The organism is Zooshikella ganghwensis (genome assembly GCF_018263875.1).
GTDB classification, from domain to species: Bacteria; Pseudomonadota; Gammaproteobacteria; order Pseudomonadales; family Zooshikellaceae; genus Zooshikella; species Zooshikella ganghwensis.
The window spans coordinates 180,316-195,144 of sequence record NZ_JAEVHG010000004.1; the positions used below are offsets into that span (position 1 = coordinate 180,316).

Consider the following 14,829-nt stretch of genomic DNA (forward strand, 5'->3'; position numbering starts at 1 on the left):
AGTATACCCTTCGCTGCGGGCAGCGTGGCATTCATTGCTTGTGGGATAAAAAGGCAAAGAGTTGAACGGTAGTGTACCTGCTTTTCTACCGTATAGAACCCAAGAAAAAGTAGGGTTTATCCCCAGAAAAGACAACTGTCTTCTGGGGATAAAAGCAATTCAACTGTTAAGCGTTGTCGTTTCCATCGATGTCATCATCTGAGGCCTTTGGCATAGGCTGAACAAATGGAGACTTACTATTATCGGGTAAGCTACGAATATGAATATCCCGTTGTGGAAAAGCAATTTCAATATGATGGGCTTTAAACATTCGGTCAATTGCTCTAAGTAACTCATCTGAGGTTGGTAGTCGATCACGCAACTCTTGTACGTGGACTCTTAACTCATGATCAAGTGTACTATCACCAAATGTGGTGAAAAACACTTGAGGCTCAGGGTCATGAAGCACTTTAGGATGTTCATAAGCAGCTTTAAGCAGAAGCTCTTTGGTTTTCTCCAGATCTGAACCGTAGGCAACACCGACACGGATGATGATACGTGTAATAGGGCTGCTTAAGCTCCAGTTGATCAACCTATCGGTGACAAACACTTTATTTGGGATGATGATTTCTTTATTGTCCCAATCAGTAATTGTTGTGGCACGAATGCGAATACGGGAGACACTACCATGTTGTTCACCAATGGTAACGGTATCCCCAATACGGACTGGACGCTCAAATAGAATAATCAAGCCTGATACAAAGTTGGCAAAGATTTCTTGCAGGCCAAAACCTAAGCCCACACTGAGAGCTGCAACCAGCCACTGTAATTTGCTCCATTCTAACCCCAGCGTGCTGAGCGCCATGACGGTGCCCACACCGGTTATAAAGTAACGCACAATTGTGGTTACAGCGTATGAAGTACCTTGGCGTAGCTTCATTTTTGACAGCAAGGAGATTTCCAGCAAGCCGGGTAGGTTTTGGCTGAGAATTAATGACACACCAAAGATAATTATGGACAGCAATGCATCACTCAGGTTGAGTGGAATAAGGGTTTGCTTGCCATCAATTTCAGATTGGTATTCCCACAGGGTAATGGTGTCGAGATACTCAAAAACAGGTAACAAGTTAGACCAGATGGCATAGAACGCGATAACCAGCAACGCCAGCATGGTCGCATTAATTAACCGAATCGATTGGTTGTTGATAGACTCCATGTCAATAACGGGCTCTTCGAAGGTTTCTTGAGCTTGCTCAGGATCACGACTGGCTGCACGTTTTTCTAAGGCCCGTTGAAACGCTAAGCGACGGGCTGCCACATGCAGATTTCGGACAATCAGCGCGTGTATCAGTACCCAAACAGAAACCAGGTAGAAGCTATTGATAAAGTGATGTTGCAGGGTTAGTGCGGTATAGAAATAGCCGAGTAGTGTTAATACCACAAAAACCAGGGGGGTGATAATAATGCTGTATGCAATTAAATAGTGAATCACCTTTGACTTAAAAAGGTATAACGGCGGTTGTAGTAAACGAAATAAGCCTAAACTCAAAACTAGCGCGGCGATCATAAAAGGGATTTGCCCAATAATTTCACGATCAAGTTCGACTAACAGTTCTGAAGAAACACGTGTAATAAATGCTAGTGGTATTAACGCTAAGGCTATTAATCGAATATTTTTATTGAGGTGGGACGTTAACTCCTCTGACCACTTAAAGTGTGTCTGACAGACGCCATTTGATTTAGTCATATAATGCATCATGGCCAGAGCAAAGGTAGCAATAGCTAAAGATGAAAGACCTTCACTGAGTACATGTACAATTAATTCCCGATTTTCCTCTTGCTTTAGGAAGACACTCATAAACATGAGTAGGAGAGGTACAGGTAAGGCATGAAAAGCAGAGATAGCAATGCCCTTTGGGCTTACCATGAGGTCGTCTCGCTGTACCTTACCTACTTTGTCTGCCAGCCATTGTTGATAGTCCTTAAGCGGACGATACCTAAGTACAGTGAAAACCAGCAATAATGTAAATAAAACAGCCAGTGGCCAGCGTTCAATCAGGTTTACTCTAAACACCTCCCACGGATTACCTTTAATATCTCGAAACTCAACTTTTGCAAGTTTTGGTAAGCTTTTAAACCACTTTGTATCAATGGGTTTGTTACTGGCAATCCAGAAAAGTTGTTTCTCCAAAGATGCAGCAAGCTCGTCCCGGTTTTTCTTAAGTTCTTGCTGGTTCAGTTGTAGGGTAATCGCGATACTGAGGAGTTTATTTTGTTCAGAAATAAGGTTATCCAGTAATTTTTCACGAAGCTGAATTAGCTTTTCCAACTCGGGTTTTAGGGTTTTAATAACCTTTAAGTCTTCAGTAAGCGTATTTTGTTGCTTTTCCAGAGAAGCAATTTTCTGGCTAAGCTCTGAAGGTGCTGATGGCTCTTCAGGCTCTTTTTCTTTAGCAGTCTCGGTATTTTCCGCTGCTTCAGGCGGTTCTTCTGTGGGTTTAGTGGATTCTTTTTGACTCTCTTGCTGTTTTTTTTCTTCCTGTAATTGTTGTGCTTTTAGCTCTTCAAGTGTCTTGCTGACTTCTGATAACTGTTTTTCTACATCAGCAATTGCACTGGCATGAAGTTGCTCTACATATGTTTTACTGAGTTCTTTTTTCTTTTCGGTATTTTGGAACTGATCAAAACGTGAATTAGCAATGAGTTCTGGCAGGTCGTTGTGTAGTTGAATTTTGGGAAGCGCCTGTTTTTGCTGGCGGAGAAATTTACCTAATACAGGTGAGTCGCTCAGGATCGCAGTTTGCTGATCAATGGACTGGCCGATTTGTTTAATAAACTGCAATTGTTGAGTGATTGCGGAGTTCTTTCGGTTTAACTCCGTTAAGTTATCTGTTACTCGAAGCAGTGACTTACTGAGCTGTATATTAATTTTGGCTTGTTTTTTTAAAATAGGGTGCGTATTTTCGGATGATTTAGTCACTTCGGATGCAGAATCGAGCACTTTCTGAGTTTCAGCCCGCCGCTTGGTAATCACTAAGTCATCAAGTACCTTAATTTCTTTTTGTAGAATTTTCGCTTGTTTGCCAAGTAGTTCTGACTTGGCATTAAGCAAACCCAAGTACTCACTGCTATGGCGCTTTTTCAGTCGTAATACAGAATTTTCTCGGCGAAGATGTTCTATTTGAGAAAAAATGAAGTGCTCTGTTTCTTCGGCAAATTTTGGTGGTTTTTCACTACCTTGTAGTTTACGAAGCTCGTCATTCAGAGTGTCAGTTTTCTTTTGGTTGGCAGCCATTTCAGCCTGGGCCGTCTCAGGTAATTTTTGAGTGATTGTAATTAGGTCACTGTTTCTATCCAGCTGACTTTGTACATCAGATAGGTCGGCTTGTTTTTCGCTGAGAATATCCTCTAAACGGTCAAGCTCATGTTTTTCAAAGCTTTTTCGCAGAGCTGCTTTTTTGGGAATAGATAACTTGCGAACATCTTGTTCTAACGACCTAATTTGCCGTGGGATATCTGCATACTCCTGGCGTAGGTTATGTAAACGCTGTTTTTCCTGCTCAACTTGCTCAAGCTTTTGTAATGTGTCTTGTAGAACATCACGAAGTGCTTCCTGCTCTTCAGAGCTTAGTTTTTTTTGATCAATTGAGTCTATAGACTTTTTAATCAACTCTTTGGATGGAAGCTTAATATCTGTCGAGGCGGCTTCTGCTATCGCTTTAGGTAAAGAGTTTAAAATACAGAGGCTGAGTAATAAAAAAAGCCAAACTCTAAATGACACAAAAGTACATCGCTTAAGGTGGGCGCTCATAACTTATAAGGCTCTTTTTGTGTTTACGAAAACTGTTAAAATAAAAGAGTAGTATTGTAAACGAGTTATTGGTCAACAGTAGGCGGCTAATACATTTTTGTTATTTTGATCGCACCTTGTTTTGATATTAATAGCGCTATGCCATATTAACTTGAACGTTCATGCAGCTTTTAGGTGGGGCTAAAGTTGAATTTAAAGCTAAGTTGAACTCATAACACAGTCGAATTTATAACAAATTAGTCCCCTAATATGTTGTGTTTTAGCAACCCCACCAGTTTATTGCTCTAAGCCCTAGTTACTATAAAGGGCCAAAGGTGGCTCTTGTAAAGCGGCCAATTGTTCGCGTAACTCTAGAATATGTTCAGACCAGTATCGAGCAGTATTAAACCAAGGAAATGCTTTAGGAAATGCAGGGTCAGTCCAGCGGCGGGCAAGCCAAGCGCTATAATGCATGATTCTTAAGGTTCTTAAAGGCTCTATCAATTTTAGCTCTGCTAGATTAAAGCTCGAAAATTCTTCATAGCCTGAGAGAATCTCATCAAGTTGCTGTATTTGTTGGTGACGATCACCTGAAAGCAACATCCATAAGTCTTGAATACAAGGACCTGATCGGCAGTCGTCAAAATCGACAAAGTGGGGTAACTCATCTCGCCACAGAATATTTCCTGGGTGACAGTCGCCATGAATACGTTGTATCTCGATACCTTGAGTTGGCCACTGCTTTTCTAGTGTCTCAAGGAGATCTCGTCCCAGAGTTTCGTAAGCTGTTTTTAACTCGTAGGGTAGCAGGTCTGAGTTTAAGAGATATTGGTAACTTGCCTGACCAAAACTGGCGATATCAATGCTGGGGCGGTGGCTAAACGCTTTAACGCGTCCCACCTGATGAATACGGCCTAACATTCGACCCAGAATCACTAAGTTGTCCATGTTATCCAGTTCTGGGGCGTGTCCTCCCTGTCGGGGAAATACCGCAAAAGCAAAGTGATTATGAGTGTGAAGGCTTTGTCCATGGGTGTTTTGCCATGGGCAGACGATAGGTATCTCCAGCTCTTTAAGCTCAAATAAAAATTGATGTTCTTCTTTTATTTGATTGGTTGTCCACCGCTCTGGGCGATAGAATTTCACAATAACAGGTGACTGTTCTTCTATACCAACTTGGTAAACACGGTTTTCATAGCTGTTTAGGGGAAAGATTCGGCCATCACTCAAAAAACCAAGTGACTCAACCGCATCAAGAACACAGTCTGGGGTTAGGGTGTCGTAAGGGTGGTTTTTGGTAGCGATTTCCTGAGTTTCGTTATGCATAAGCCACCCCTTTAAAATCTTTTGATACAGACTCTTTCAAAGACTGCAGACTAAACTGTTTGGTTCAGCAGAGCAATGCTTTTGACTTGTAAGTAAACAGGCATCCCATTGCATAACTTCAGCTGGTCTTTAGATTTTTGAGTAATACGCGAGAGTATGTGTTGTTCTCCACAAGCAACCTGCACAAGTACACTGTGGCTGCTTAGTGGGGTGAGTTCAGTGATAGTGCCATGGAGAATATTTAGGATACTGCTGCCTTCAGGTCGAGCCAGGCTTAAGCTGACATCACGTGCAGGCACTTGCAGTCTTACAGGACAACCACAGTTAAACGGTAGGCGCTCAACCAGGAGTGATTGGGGACCAATATCCAGCTGTGTTAAACCATAGTGGTCATCATGGTTGACGACAGTACCAACCAATAATGCCCCGGCATCTGCTGGGGAAGATAAAAACTGATGTGCTTGCTGACTCAATGTAAGTAGATCTCCAGCCAGTTGGATTTGTCCTGATGACATCACAACAAGCTCTCGAGCAATGCGATACAGCTCGTTGATTTCATGACTGACATAAAGCCAGGGAATGGGCCAGCGCTGGCTTAGCTGGTAAAGCCAGGCGGTAATTTGCTGTTTACTTTGCTGGTCGACCGCCGAGAGGGGTTCATCCATTAACAGCACAGATTCAGCACTCAATAATGCCCGGCCTAGGGCTACTTTTTGTCGTTGACCTCCTGAAAGCTGGTTTGGGTAAAGGCTGAGTAGGGGGGATAGGCCTAGTTCATGAATTACTTCATCAATATCAGGTGAGCCAGTGCTGATGCTAGATCGCCAGCGCTGGCTAAAGGTCAGGTTGGCCAGGCAGTCTAAGTGTGGAAATAAGCGAGGTTGTTGAAAGACATAACCCAGACCACGCAGATAATTTTTGGTTAAAGCTTGTTGCTGGTTATGCCAGTAGCAGTTGTTATAAATAACCGCACCATTCAGCTCGGGTTCTAGTCCTGCTATGCAATTTAGCAAGGTTGACTTGCCACTACCTGAAGGCCCAAAAATTCCTGTGATACCACCTGACTGAAATGTGTAGGACAAATCCAGTGTAAAATTTTGCTGATGATCTAGCTTAATATCTAACTGCAGCATGATGTGTTGTTTACATAAATAAATGAATTGTTAACTAACGGAGCTAAACCTCTTTTGACGTTTATTTCCTTGCAAGCCATAGACAAGCCACAACACGACTAGCGAAAAGACGACTAAAACCGCTGCCAGCCAATGGGCCTGGGTGTAATTAAGTGATTCAACATGATCAAACAGTGCAATGGAAATGACTTGGGTTTTTCCGGGTATATTCCCCCCCAGCATCAGAACGACACCGAACTCACCAATGGTATGCGCAAAACATAAAGTGGCAGCAATGATAAAACTGCGTTTGGTGAGTGGAAAAATGACTCGGGTAAAAACATTCCAAGGTGATGCACCCAGCGTAGTCGCTGCTTGAAGTAGGCCATGATCGATTTGATGAAAGCCACTTTGTAATGGTTGTACCGCGAAAGGCAGCGAATAAAAAATGGAGCCGATGACCAGCCCACTAAAATTAAAAGCCAATGTTGAACCTGTCAGTTGTAACCATGCACCGCCGACAGGGCTATCAGGTGAAAAAAGCAATAGCAGATAAAAGCCCAGCACGGTGGGAGGTAAAACCAACGGCATGGCTACCAATGCCTCTATAAATGATCTGGCTTTACTTCGTGTGTGACTTAGCCACCAGGCAATAGGTGGTGCAAGTAGCATGAGCAGTATTGTAGTAATCAATGCTAGCTTGAGTGTAATGGTGATAGCGGCAATATCGGTAGCACTAAACATAAGTTAATAAGTCAGCTTTAAGGCGATTATAAATAAGAAGCTATCTTGTATCAGTTCACTGATATACCCTTGGCTGTGGGTGTTATTAGTTGACTTTGCGTGTTGCAATAGGAGGCTTAGCTTCATTCTGGCAAATCATAACCTGCTTGTTTGATTATTGCTTTGGCCTTTTTACTGCGAATGAAATTAAAAAAATGCTGAGTGGCTGTTGATGCCTGACTGCGTTTAAGGATGACAGCTTGCTGTTCTATAGGCTGGTACCAAGCCTGTGGAATTTCCCATGTTTGACCCCGTTTAATAAATGGCAACTGTGCTTTGGCAATAAAGCCCGTTGCTGCATTACCTGTTTGGATAAATTGAAGAGCTTGTGCAATGTTGTGTCCCATGACAAGTCTGGGGTGTGGCCACAAATTCAGTCGTTGTAATACTTGCTGAGCCGCTAAACCGTAAGGTGCTGTTTTAGGATTGGCAATACTAAGCTGGGTGCTTTCTTGTAAAAGCTGTTTTATGTTCTTTGAGTGGATAGAGCCAGTGTACTCTCTGGACCATAAAACTAATTGGCCATGAGCATAGGTTATACGTGAGTTTGGGTAGATAAGGCCTGCTTTTTCTAATAATTTTGGGCGAAGGCTATCTGCCGCAAAGAATGCATCAAAAGGGGCGCCTTGGCGAATTTGGGTAAATAAGACACCTGTCGCTGCGCTACTAAGTACAATCTTTTGGTTTTTATTGAGTTGCTGGTAATGATTGCTGAGGTTGCGAAGGGTTGGCTTAAAATTGCTGGCTACTGCAATGGTAATTACGTTTTTTGTAGCGAGTGACGCATGTGAAAATGTGGACTGGCTTATTAATGCTAAAACGATCAATGCTAAAACAAAAAAGCGTAAATGAGCCGCCTCGTGAGAGAAATATCGATGTCGTTGTCTAGTTGCTTTTAACCTCAAGTGATGTGCATTTTTCCAGCAGCACATAATTGCATCCTTTTCATTAGGCCTTATTTGACGTGGGCATAAGCAAGGACAAATGCACCACATAGTGCTTTAGTTGAGCTAAGACATATGTCCAGCGAGCTTATCAGTTGGCGGGAGTCCTTGCCAGGCTCCAGACATCAATCCGCGTAACATCAGTGGCGCTTAATGTTTCAACCAGTGCACTGATGGTTGCTCCTGTCGTAATCACATCATCAACAATGGCAACATGTGGTGGCACATGGTTAATTCTTTTAAAAGCATTCTGTAAATTTTTTTGGCGCTGTCTGGCATTAAGACCTTCTTGAGGTTTGGTGTCTATTACACGTTTACAGCTTTGGTTATTTACTGGGATATTCAGATATTTACTTAATTGTTTACTAATGATTTCAGCTTGATTAAATCCCCGGCTGGCAAGCCGTTTAGGGAACATTGGTACAGGAATTAATTGTTCAGGTAAGGAGTCACCCTGGTAGAGTTGTTTTATTTTAAATGCCAGCAAATGGCTAAGTGTCTCTCCTATACCAAGTTGTTGATGATATTTAAACTGAACAATGAGTTTATCCACAGGAAACTGGTAGCTAAACCCACAAACTGTCCGGCTGATGGGAGAAGGCTTTGCTAAGCATTGACCACAGCGATGCACATCAAGAGAAGGTACTGGTAGCCCACAGCTATGACAGGTTGACTTAAAGGCTGGCAAGTTTTTTTGGCAAGACACACATATACGACAGTCAAATGTGGTAGATATACCACATAACAAGCAAGGAATAGGTATGAATTGATTAATAAGTGATCGAATGTAAACCTTCATAATTCAATTTGGTTGACAGGTGGCGGTACCAATTTACCATTCACAGCAAAAGCAATGGACCACAATGAGCATTAATGAGGACTAATTCACTCATTGTAATGGCCTGAACCCTTAAACCTTTTTAGCCGTGAAGACCTGACCGGATTGATTATGACTCTGACAGAAAGCAAAGATACTCGACATGACTGGACTTACGATGAAGTAAAAGCACTTTTCGAACAACCCTTTAATGACTTGCTATTTGCCGCGCAAACCATTCACCGCAACTACTTCAACCCGAATCAGGTTCAAACGAGCACGTTACTTTCTATCAAAACGGGTGCTTGTCCTGAAGACTGTAAATATTGCCCACAAAGCGGCCACTACAATACTGGCTTAGAAAAGCAGAAGCTTATGGAAGTAGAGGCCGTGCTGGCAAAAGCAAAAGACGCTAAAACTACAGGAGCAACCCGTTTTTGTATGGGGGCAGCTTGGAAGCATCCCAGTAAAAAAGACATGCCCTATGTATTAGAAATGGTTAGAGGGGTAAAAGCGCTTGGCCTGGAAACCTGTATGACCCTTGGCATGTTGGATAATGAGCAAGCTGCATCGTTAGCAGAGGCTGGCTTAGACTATTACAACCATAACTTGGATACTTCTCCGGAGTTTTACGGAAGCATTATTACAACTCGTACCTATCAGGATCGACTTAATACATTAGCCCATGTGCGAGATGCAGGGATTAAGGTGTGTTCAGGTGGCATTATTGGTATGGGAGAAGGTGAAAAGGATCGGCTAGGGCTATTAATTCAGTTGGCGAACATGCCTCAACAACCAGAAAGTGTACCGATTAATATGCTTGTCAAAGTGGATGGCACACCTCTGGACAATGTAGATGATGTTGACCCTATTGAGTTTATTAGAATCGTTGCGCTGGCCCGGATCATGATGCCGAAGTCTTATGTACGCCTCTCTGCTGGAAGGGAAAATATGTCTAAAGAAATGCAGGCGTTAGCTTTTTTTGCAGGTGCGAACTCAATTTTTTATGGGGAGTGCTTACTGACAACCCCTAATCCAGAAAAAAACAAGGACTTACAACTCTTTAAGTCTCTTGGAATTTCTCCAGAGCAGCATATTGGTCAGTCTGATACAGAACAGGTACAGCAACTCCAGCAGGCAATTGAGCAGCAACAGGACCAGGCACTGTTTTACGATGCGACAGCAGCCCCATGAAGCTAGATGATGTTTTACGACACCGCCTTTTAGAGCGTGAGCGTCAGCATTTATTACGCTATCGACAGCAGATGTGCGGTCCACAGAGGCCTGAAGTGATTAACCAGCAACAGGCAATGATTAATTTCTGTAGTAATGATTATCTTGGACTAGCCAATCATCCTGCAGTCATTCGTTCATTTCAGCAAGCCTCTCGCAACCATGGTGTCGGCAGTGGTGCATCCCATTTAGTCTGTGGGCATCATGAGCTTCATAACCAGTTAGAAGAAGCGCTTGCAGCATTCACTGGGTATGAAAAGGTACTACTGTTTTCATCCGGTTATATGGCTAATCTTGGCGTGATTAATGCTTTAACCACAAAAGGTGATTACATTTTGCAGGATAAGCTGAATCATGCATCGCTAATTGATGGTGGCTTAATCAGTCAGGCTCAGTTTCGACGCTACACTCATGCCGATATCGGACAGCTGGAAAAGCGACTGCAAAACTGTTCTCCAGAGCAACACAAGTTGGTTGTGACTGATGGCGTATTTAGCATGGATGGCGATATAGCCCCAATACCTGAATTAGTGAATTCGGTTACAAAGCATGATGCCTGGCTTATGGTTGACGATGCTCACGGTTTTGGTGTTTTAGGGGCGACGGGTAAGGGAATAATTCAGCACTTTGGCTTGAGTCCTGAGCAAGTGCCCATATTAGTAGGGACACTCGGTAAAGCTTTTGGTACTTACGGTGCTTTTGTAGCGGGTTCAAAAATGTTGATTGAAGCACTGATTCAATTTGCACGGACCTACATCTATACCACAGCCTTACCTGCAGCGTTAGCGGCAGCATCGTTAACCAGTTTGAGACTAATACAAGAAGAAAGCTGGCGCAGAAGTCATTTACAGCAGTTAATCACGTTCTTCCGCCATGAAGTAAGCCTACAGGGTTGGCAGCTGCTGCCATCGTGTACTCCCATACAACCTGTATTGGTGGGTGATGCTGATCGATGTGTTCAGATAAGTCATCAGTTACAGAAACGAGGGTTCTGGGTAACAGCAATCCGTTCACCCACAGTCCCTCAAGGAACGGCTAGGTTACGAATAACCTTTTCTGCGGAGCATACAATGGAACAGGTAGAACAGCTTATTGATGCGTTAGCAAACATAAAAGGCTTGCAGGAACCTTTATGACTAAACTGAATGCCTCTCCAGTTGTGTTATTGGGAGGTTGGGGGATGCCCCAACGTGTATTGAACCCACTGGCTGAAGTCTTGACTGATGTGGGTTACTCCGTTAGCTGCCATAGTTTGTCTGGCTTAGAGAGTGATTTTGCAGGTGCTTGGGACTGGTCAACATTACAAAGTCATCTTGTAGATCTTCTGCCAGAGCAGCCTTGTACCCTTATTGGCTGGTCCTTTGGGGGAGCACTGGCTAGTGGTTTAGCTGCAAAATATCCAGATCGAGTTTCACATCTAATAACGCTTGCCAGCAATCCCTGCTTTGTGGCAAGAGCTGACTGGCCTGGTATGGATCCAGAAGTCTTTGGCATGTTTCTAGAGGGTATAGAAGAAGATTTTTCAGCAACTTTTCAGCGCTTCCTGCGTCTTAATTGCTTGGGTAGTGATCAGCTACGTGCATTACTGCGTGGTTTAACCGCTCAAGCCAAAGGTAAACCAGACAAACATGAAATCTATATACGTTCTTTACGGCTCCTGGGGGACTCTGATGCCAGAAGTTTTTTGCAAGAAATAGCTTGTTCTGCACTGCATATATTTGCAAAGCGTGATGCATTGGTTCCCAGTCGAGTAAGTAGTCATGTCCAAGATAGATTTCCTCATCATCAGGTTGAAGCACTCGATGGTTGCCACCTTATTTTTTGGGACCAACCCGATTATGTTGCTTCATTGATTCACGCCTTTTTAGACCCCCAGCAACCATAACCTAAGCTTAGTGGTATTTGAGTGATTCTTGTTGATAAAGAGAAAGTAGCCCGTTCCTTTAGTCGTGCTGCTCAGCAATATGATAGCGTTGCTAAGTTGCAGCGACTGGTTGGTAATCGGTTAATGTCGTTTCTTCCAAGCCACGTGGAGCCAAGGGTAATACTGGATTTGGGGTGTGGCACAGGCTATTTCACCACAAAGCTTGCTCGTGTTTATGAAACTAGCCAGTTACTGGCTTGTGATATCGCGATGGGGATGTTGCAGTTTGCTCGTCAGCGCTATCAAAAGTTAGGTGCAACCTGGCTAAGTGGTGATGCTGAACAGCTTCCTATTCGTAGTCAGTCAGTGGATTTGGTTTTTTCCAGCTTGGCGATCCAGTGGTGTAGTAGCCCCGCAGCAGTATTTAGTGAGATAAGCAGAGTACTGAGACCAGGAGGGTATTTTGTATTTACAACGTTAGGGGCTGGCACACTGAATGAGTTAAGAGATGCTTGGTCACAGGTTGATAGCTATAACCATGTGAATCACTATCCTGGTATGTTAGCCCATGAAAAAGCCATTCAACAAAGTGGTTTAGAGCAGTTAATGCTTGAGCGTCAGCCTTGTACCATGCATTACCAAGAGTTATCTCAGTTAACCCGAGAGCTAAAAAGCTTGGGAGCCAATACCGTTTTGGAAGCCCCTTCAAGTGGTTTGACGACGTTCAGACGTTTGCGACGCTTGCGACAAGCGTATGAGCGGTATCGTAATGATGATGGTAATTTGCCAGCCACATACCAGGTTATTTATGGGGTTCTCAAGAAAAAGTAGTTTTAATACTGGGTAGTTATGTCCATTTTTTTTATTACTGGTACAGACACTGAAGTAGGTAAGACATTCATAAGTTGTGCTTTGCTTGAACGGGCACGCCTTGATGGTCTCTCTACTAAGGCGATCAAGCCTATTGCTGCAGGTTGCCAACTGACAGAAAACGGCTGGCAAAATGAGGATGCTATTTTATTAAAACAGTTTATGACAGAGGCTTGTCATTATGCTGAGGTTAATCCCATTGCTCTTCAGTCAGCGATTGCACCTCACATTGCTGCTTTAGAGGAAAAGACTTCCTTAACAGCTGCGCTAGTTGCTAATCACTGTCAGCACTTAATCAACAACTCTTCTGTAGATCTTACGCTTATTGAAGGAGCAGGTGGGTGGCGAGTGCCACTTAATAATGAGGAAACGCTGGCCGATGCAGTGAAGCACTTGGAAGTTCCAGTCATACTGGTGGTGGGTATGAAGCTTGGCTGTTTAAATCATGCACTATTGACAGCAGAAGCCATTCAGTCAGATGGTTTAAGGTTAGCAGGCTGGGTGGCCAATACCATTGACCCCGAAATGTCTCGCTTTCAGGAAAATGTCGACACCTTAAAGACATTACTCAAGGCACCTTGCTTGGGTGTTGTTCCTCACTTAAGTGGTTCAGAAACGGTAATAGCCACTGGCTCTGCTTATGAAGTGCCCAGTTATTTATCAAAATGTGCTGCACGTTACCTGTCACTGGAAGCGCTTATTTGAGCTGGCTTTAGTGATGAACAAGCTGACTGGTGCTATTAATCCTATTAGTCATGTCTGATTAGTTTTTATGCAGAATCAGTTTTTTGAATGTGAAGTGCATCATGTTTTAATAGGGCTGTAGCTGTATCCAAGTGGTATTGCGCTTTATGAGTGGGCATTCCGAAAACTTATATAAGGTAAAAGGGCAGTACAATGGAGGTTAATAACTCACTACTTTATACAGGCCTCTCGGGAATGAACCGAGGACGGGCAACGGTAGCTGAAGCTGCACAGGATATTGCTTCAGGTACGGCTGTTAGTGAAGGTAGTGGTGATCTAGCAACATCCATAGTTGAGCTTAAAGAAGGCCAGCATTTATTTGAAGCCTCAGCGAAAGTCGTTAATGTCGCGGATGAAATGCTAGGAACACTGCTTGATATAACGGCCTGAGCTTTTACTCATTGCTGATTAGTCAGGGAGTTTAAGCATGCAGGTTAATAATAGCTTTTCGATAAACAATGTTATTCCGCCTGTTGTTGCACCTGTAAAGACTGCGGAAAGTATCGAAAAGGAAAGAGTACAAACTTCCACTTTCATGCCTGTAGAAGAGCTCAGTTCTACAGCCCCCCGAGCTGCGACTCAAAATCAGCCTAATGTCGCTGAGCAGCAGTCTCTAGACAGAGACCAAGCACTTCAAGCTAGAAATCTGCAAGTCAATCAAGATCAACAGCAAGGCCAGTCAAACGCACAGGATAATGCTCAACAGCAGCAAGAAGAGCAAGAGATACAGCAGTTAGCTCAGCGTGACCGAGAGGTTAAAGCCCATGAGCAGGCTCATCAAGCGGTAGGAGGGCAGTTTGCCGGTGCAGCTCAGTTTCAGTTTATTCGAGGACCAAATGGTGTTCCATATGCTGTTTCTGGCGAAGTATCGATTGACTTATCCCCTGTACCTGGGAGTCCTGAAGCAACTATTGCTAAGGCTCAACAAATCCGTCGTGCTGCTTTAGCGCCTGCTGAGCCTTCAGCCCAGGATAGAATTGTAGCCGCCAAAGCTTCACAACTTGAGTTGCAAGCCAGAAGAGAGCTGGTTACTCAGCAAGATGAACAGCTTACTGCTAACCAAGCGCAGGTAAATACGCAGTCTGCAATTGCAAGTAGGGAAGAGGACACAGATGAAGAAAACAATAATGATGAAGAGAGCAGGGTACAACTTGCAGAAAGGAATCGGCGTAACTTATCAGTGTATGAGCAGTTTATTGAGCTTGGTTTAATCAAGGATCAAGTGGATAGGGGAATTGACTTGTCTACCTGATAAATATTTTAACTTCCCACCATTTTTCTCCTCCACGAGCAATCAAGTTTACGATTTTAGATTTAGATAAGTTTTTTCTAAACTAACTTGGTGCTATGACATTTCATTCGAACGA

The 14,829-nt window shown here is 43.4% G+C and carries 13 protein-coding genes; 7 read left to right on the plus strand and 6 right to left on the minus strand.

All coding sequences use genetic code 11. From position 1 onward, the window contains the following. Positions 1 to 166: 166 nt before the first annotated feature. From KHS79_RS08455 to KHS79_RS08480, 6 genes are all read right to left on the minus strand, one after another. Positions 167 to 3,760 (minus strand): mechanosensitive ion channel domain-containing protein, encoded by a 3,594-nt coding sequence (locus tag KHS79_RS08455; RefSeq protein WP_212718270.1) that lies wholly within the window; start codon positions 3,758 to 3,760, stop codon positions 167 to 169. Between the two features lie 321 nt (positions 3,761 to 4,081). Then, on the minus strand, positions 4,082 to 5,095 hold the full coding sequence (locus KHS79_RS08460) for a serine/threonine protein kinase (RefSeq protein ID WP_212718271.1): 1,014 nt from the start codon (positions 5,093 to 5,095) through the stop codon (positions 4,082 to 4,084). Positions 5,096 to 5,145: 50 nt separating this feature from the next. Beyond that, positions 5,146 to 6,228 carry a molybdenum ABC transporter ATP-binding protein gene (gene modC, locus KHS79_RS08465; protein ID WP_212718272.1) on the minus strand — a complete coding sequence of 361 codons (1,083 nt, stop codon included), beginning with the start codon at positions 6,226 to 6,228 and terminating at the stop codon, positions 5,146 to 5,148. A gap of 30 nt (positions 6,229 to 6,258) precedes the next feature. Next, positions 6,259 to 6,951 carry a molybdate ABC transporter permease subunit gene (gene modB / locus KHS79_RS08470; RefSeq protein ID WP_212718273.1) on the minus strand — a complete coding sequence of 231 codons (693 nt, stop codon included), beginning with the start codon at positions 6,949 to 6,951 and terminating at the stop codon, positions 6,259 to 6,261. A 122-nt stretch (positions 6,952 to 7,073) separates the two neighbouring features. Next, positions 7,074 to 7,922 (minus strand): molybdate ABC transporter substrate-binding protein, encoded by an 849-nt coding sequence (gene modA, locus KHS79_RS08475; protein ID WP_212718274.1) that lies wholly within the window; start codon positions 7,920 to 7,922, stop codon positions 7,074 to 7,076. 103 nt (positions 7,923 to 8,025) lie between these two features. Further along, on the minus strand, positions 8,026 to 8,640 hold the full coding sequence (locus tag KHS79_RS08480; protein ID WP_212718276.1) for a ComF family protein: 615 nt from the start codon (positions 8,638 to 8,640) through the stop codon (positions 8,026 to 8,028). 243 nt (positions 8,641 to 8,883) lie between these two features. Here KHS79_RS08480 and bioB point away from each other — a divergent pair, with 243 nt between their 5' ends. The 7 genes from bioB (at position 8,884) to KHS79_RS08515 (ending at position 14,714) form a co-directional block, all read left to right on the plus strand. Then, positions 8,884 to 9,945, plus strand: coding sequence for a biotin synthase BioB (gene bioB, locus KHS79_RS08485; RefSeq protein WP_212718278.1), 1,062 nt, complete (start codon positions 8,884 to 8,886; stop codon positions 9,943 to 9,945). Continuing rightward, a complete protein-coding gene (bioF, locus tag KHS79_RS08490; protein ID WP_212718280.1) occupies positions 9,942 to 11,120 on the plus strand; it encodes an 8-amino-7-oxononanoate synthase in 1,179 nt (392 codons plus the stop codon). The genes bioB and bioF overlap by 4 nt, the downstream gene beginning before the upstream one ends. After that, positions 11,117 to 11,869, plus strand: coding sequence for an alpha/beta fold hydrolase (locus tag KHS79_RS08495; RefSeq protein ID WP_094785773.1), 753 nt, complete (start codon positions 11,117 to 11,119; stop codon positions 11,867 to 11,869). Before bioF ends, KHS79_RS08495 begins: the two co-directional genes overlap by 4 nt. Positions 11,870 to 11,890: 21 nt before the next feature. Next, positions 11,891 to 12,679, plus strand: coding sequence for a malonyl-ACP O-methyltransferase BioC (bioC, locus tag KHS79_RS08500; RefSeq protein ID WP_212718282.1), 789 nt, complete (start codon positions 11,891 to 11,893; stop codon positions 12,677 to 12,679). Positions 12,680 to 12,697: 18 nt separating this feature from the next. After that, positions 12,698 to 13,423 carry a dethiobiotin synthase gene (gene bioD, locus KHS79_RS08505; RefSeq protein WP_094785775.1) on the plus strand — a complete coding sequence of 242 codons (726 nt, stop codon included), beginning with the start codon at positions 12,698 to 12,700 and terminating at the stop codon, positions 13,421 to 13,423. A 192-nt stretch (positions 13,424 to 13,615) separates the two neighbouring features. Further along, the gene (locus KHS79_RS08510) at positions 13,616 to 13,852 is read left to right on the plus strand and encodes a flagellar basal body rod C-terminal domain-containing protein (protein WP_027707808.1); all 237 of its coding nucleotides are present in this window, start codon (positions 13,616 to 13,618) and stop codon (positions 13,850 to 13,852) included. A 37-nt stretch (positions 13,853 to 13,889) separates the two neighbouring features. Continuing rightward, a complete protein-coding gene (locus KHS79_RS08515; RefSeq protein ID WP_212718283.1) occupies positions 13,890 to 14,714 on the plus strand; it encodes a putative metalloprotease CJM1_0395 family protein in 825 nt (274 codons plus the stop codon). The last annotated feature ends 115 nt before the right edge of the window (positions 14,715 to 14,829 follow it).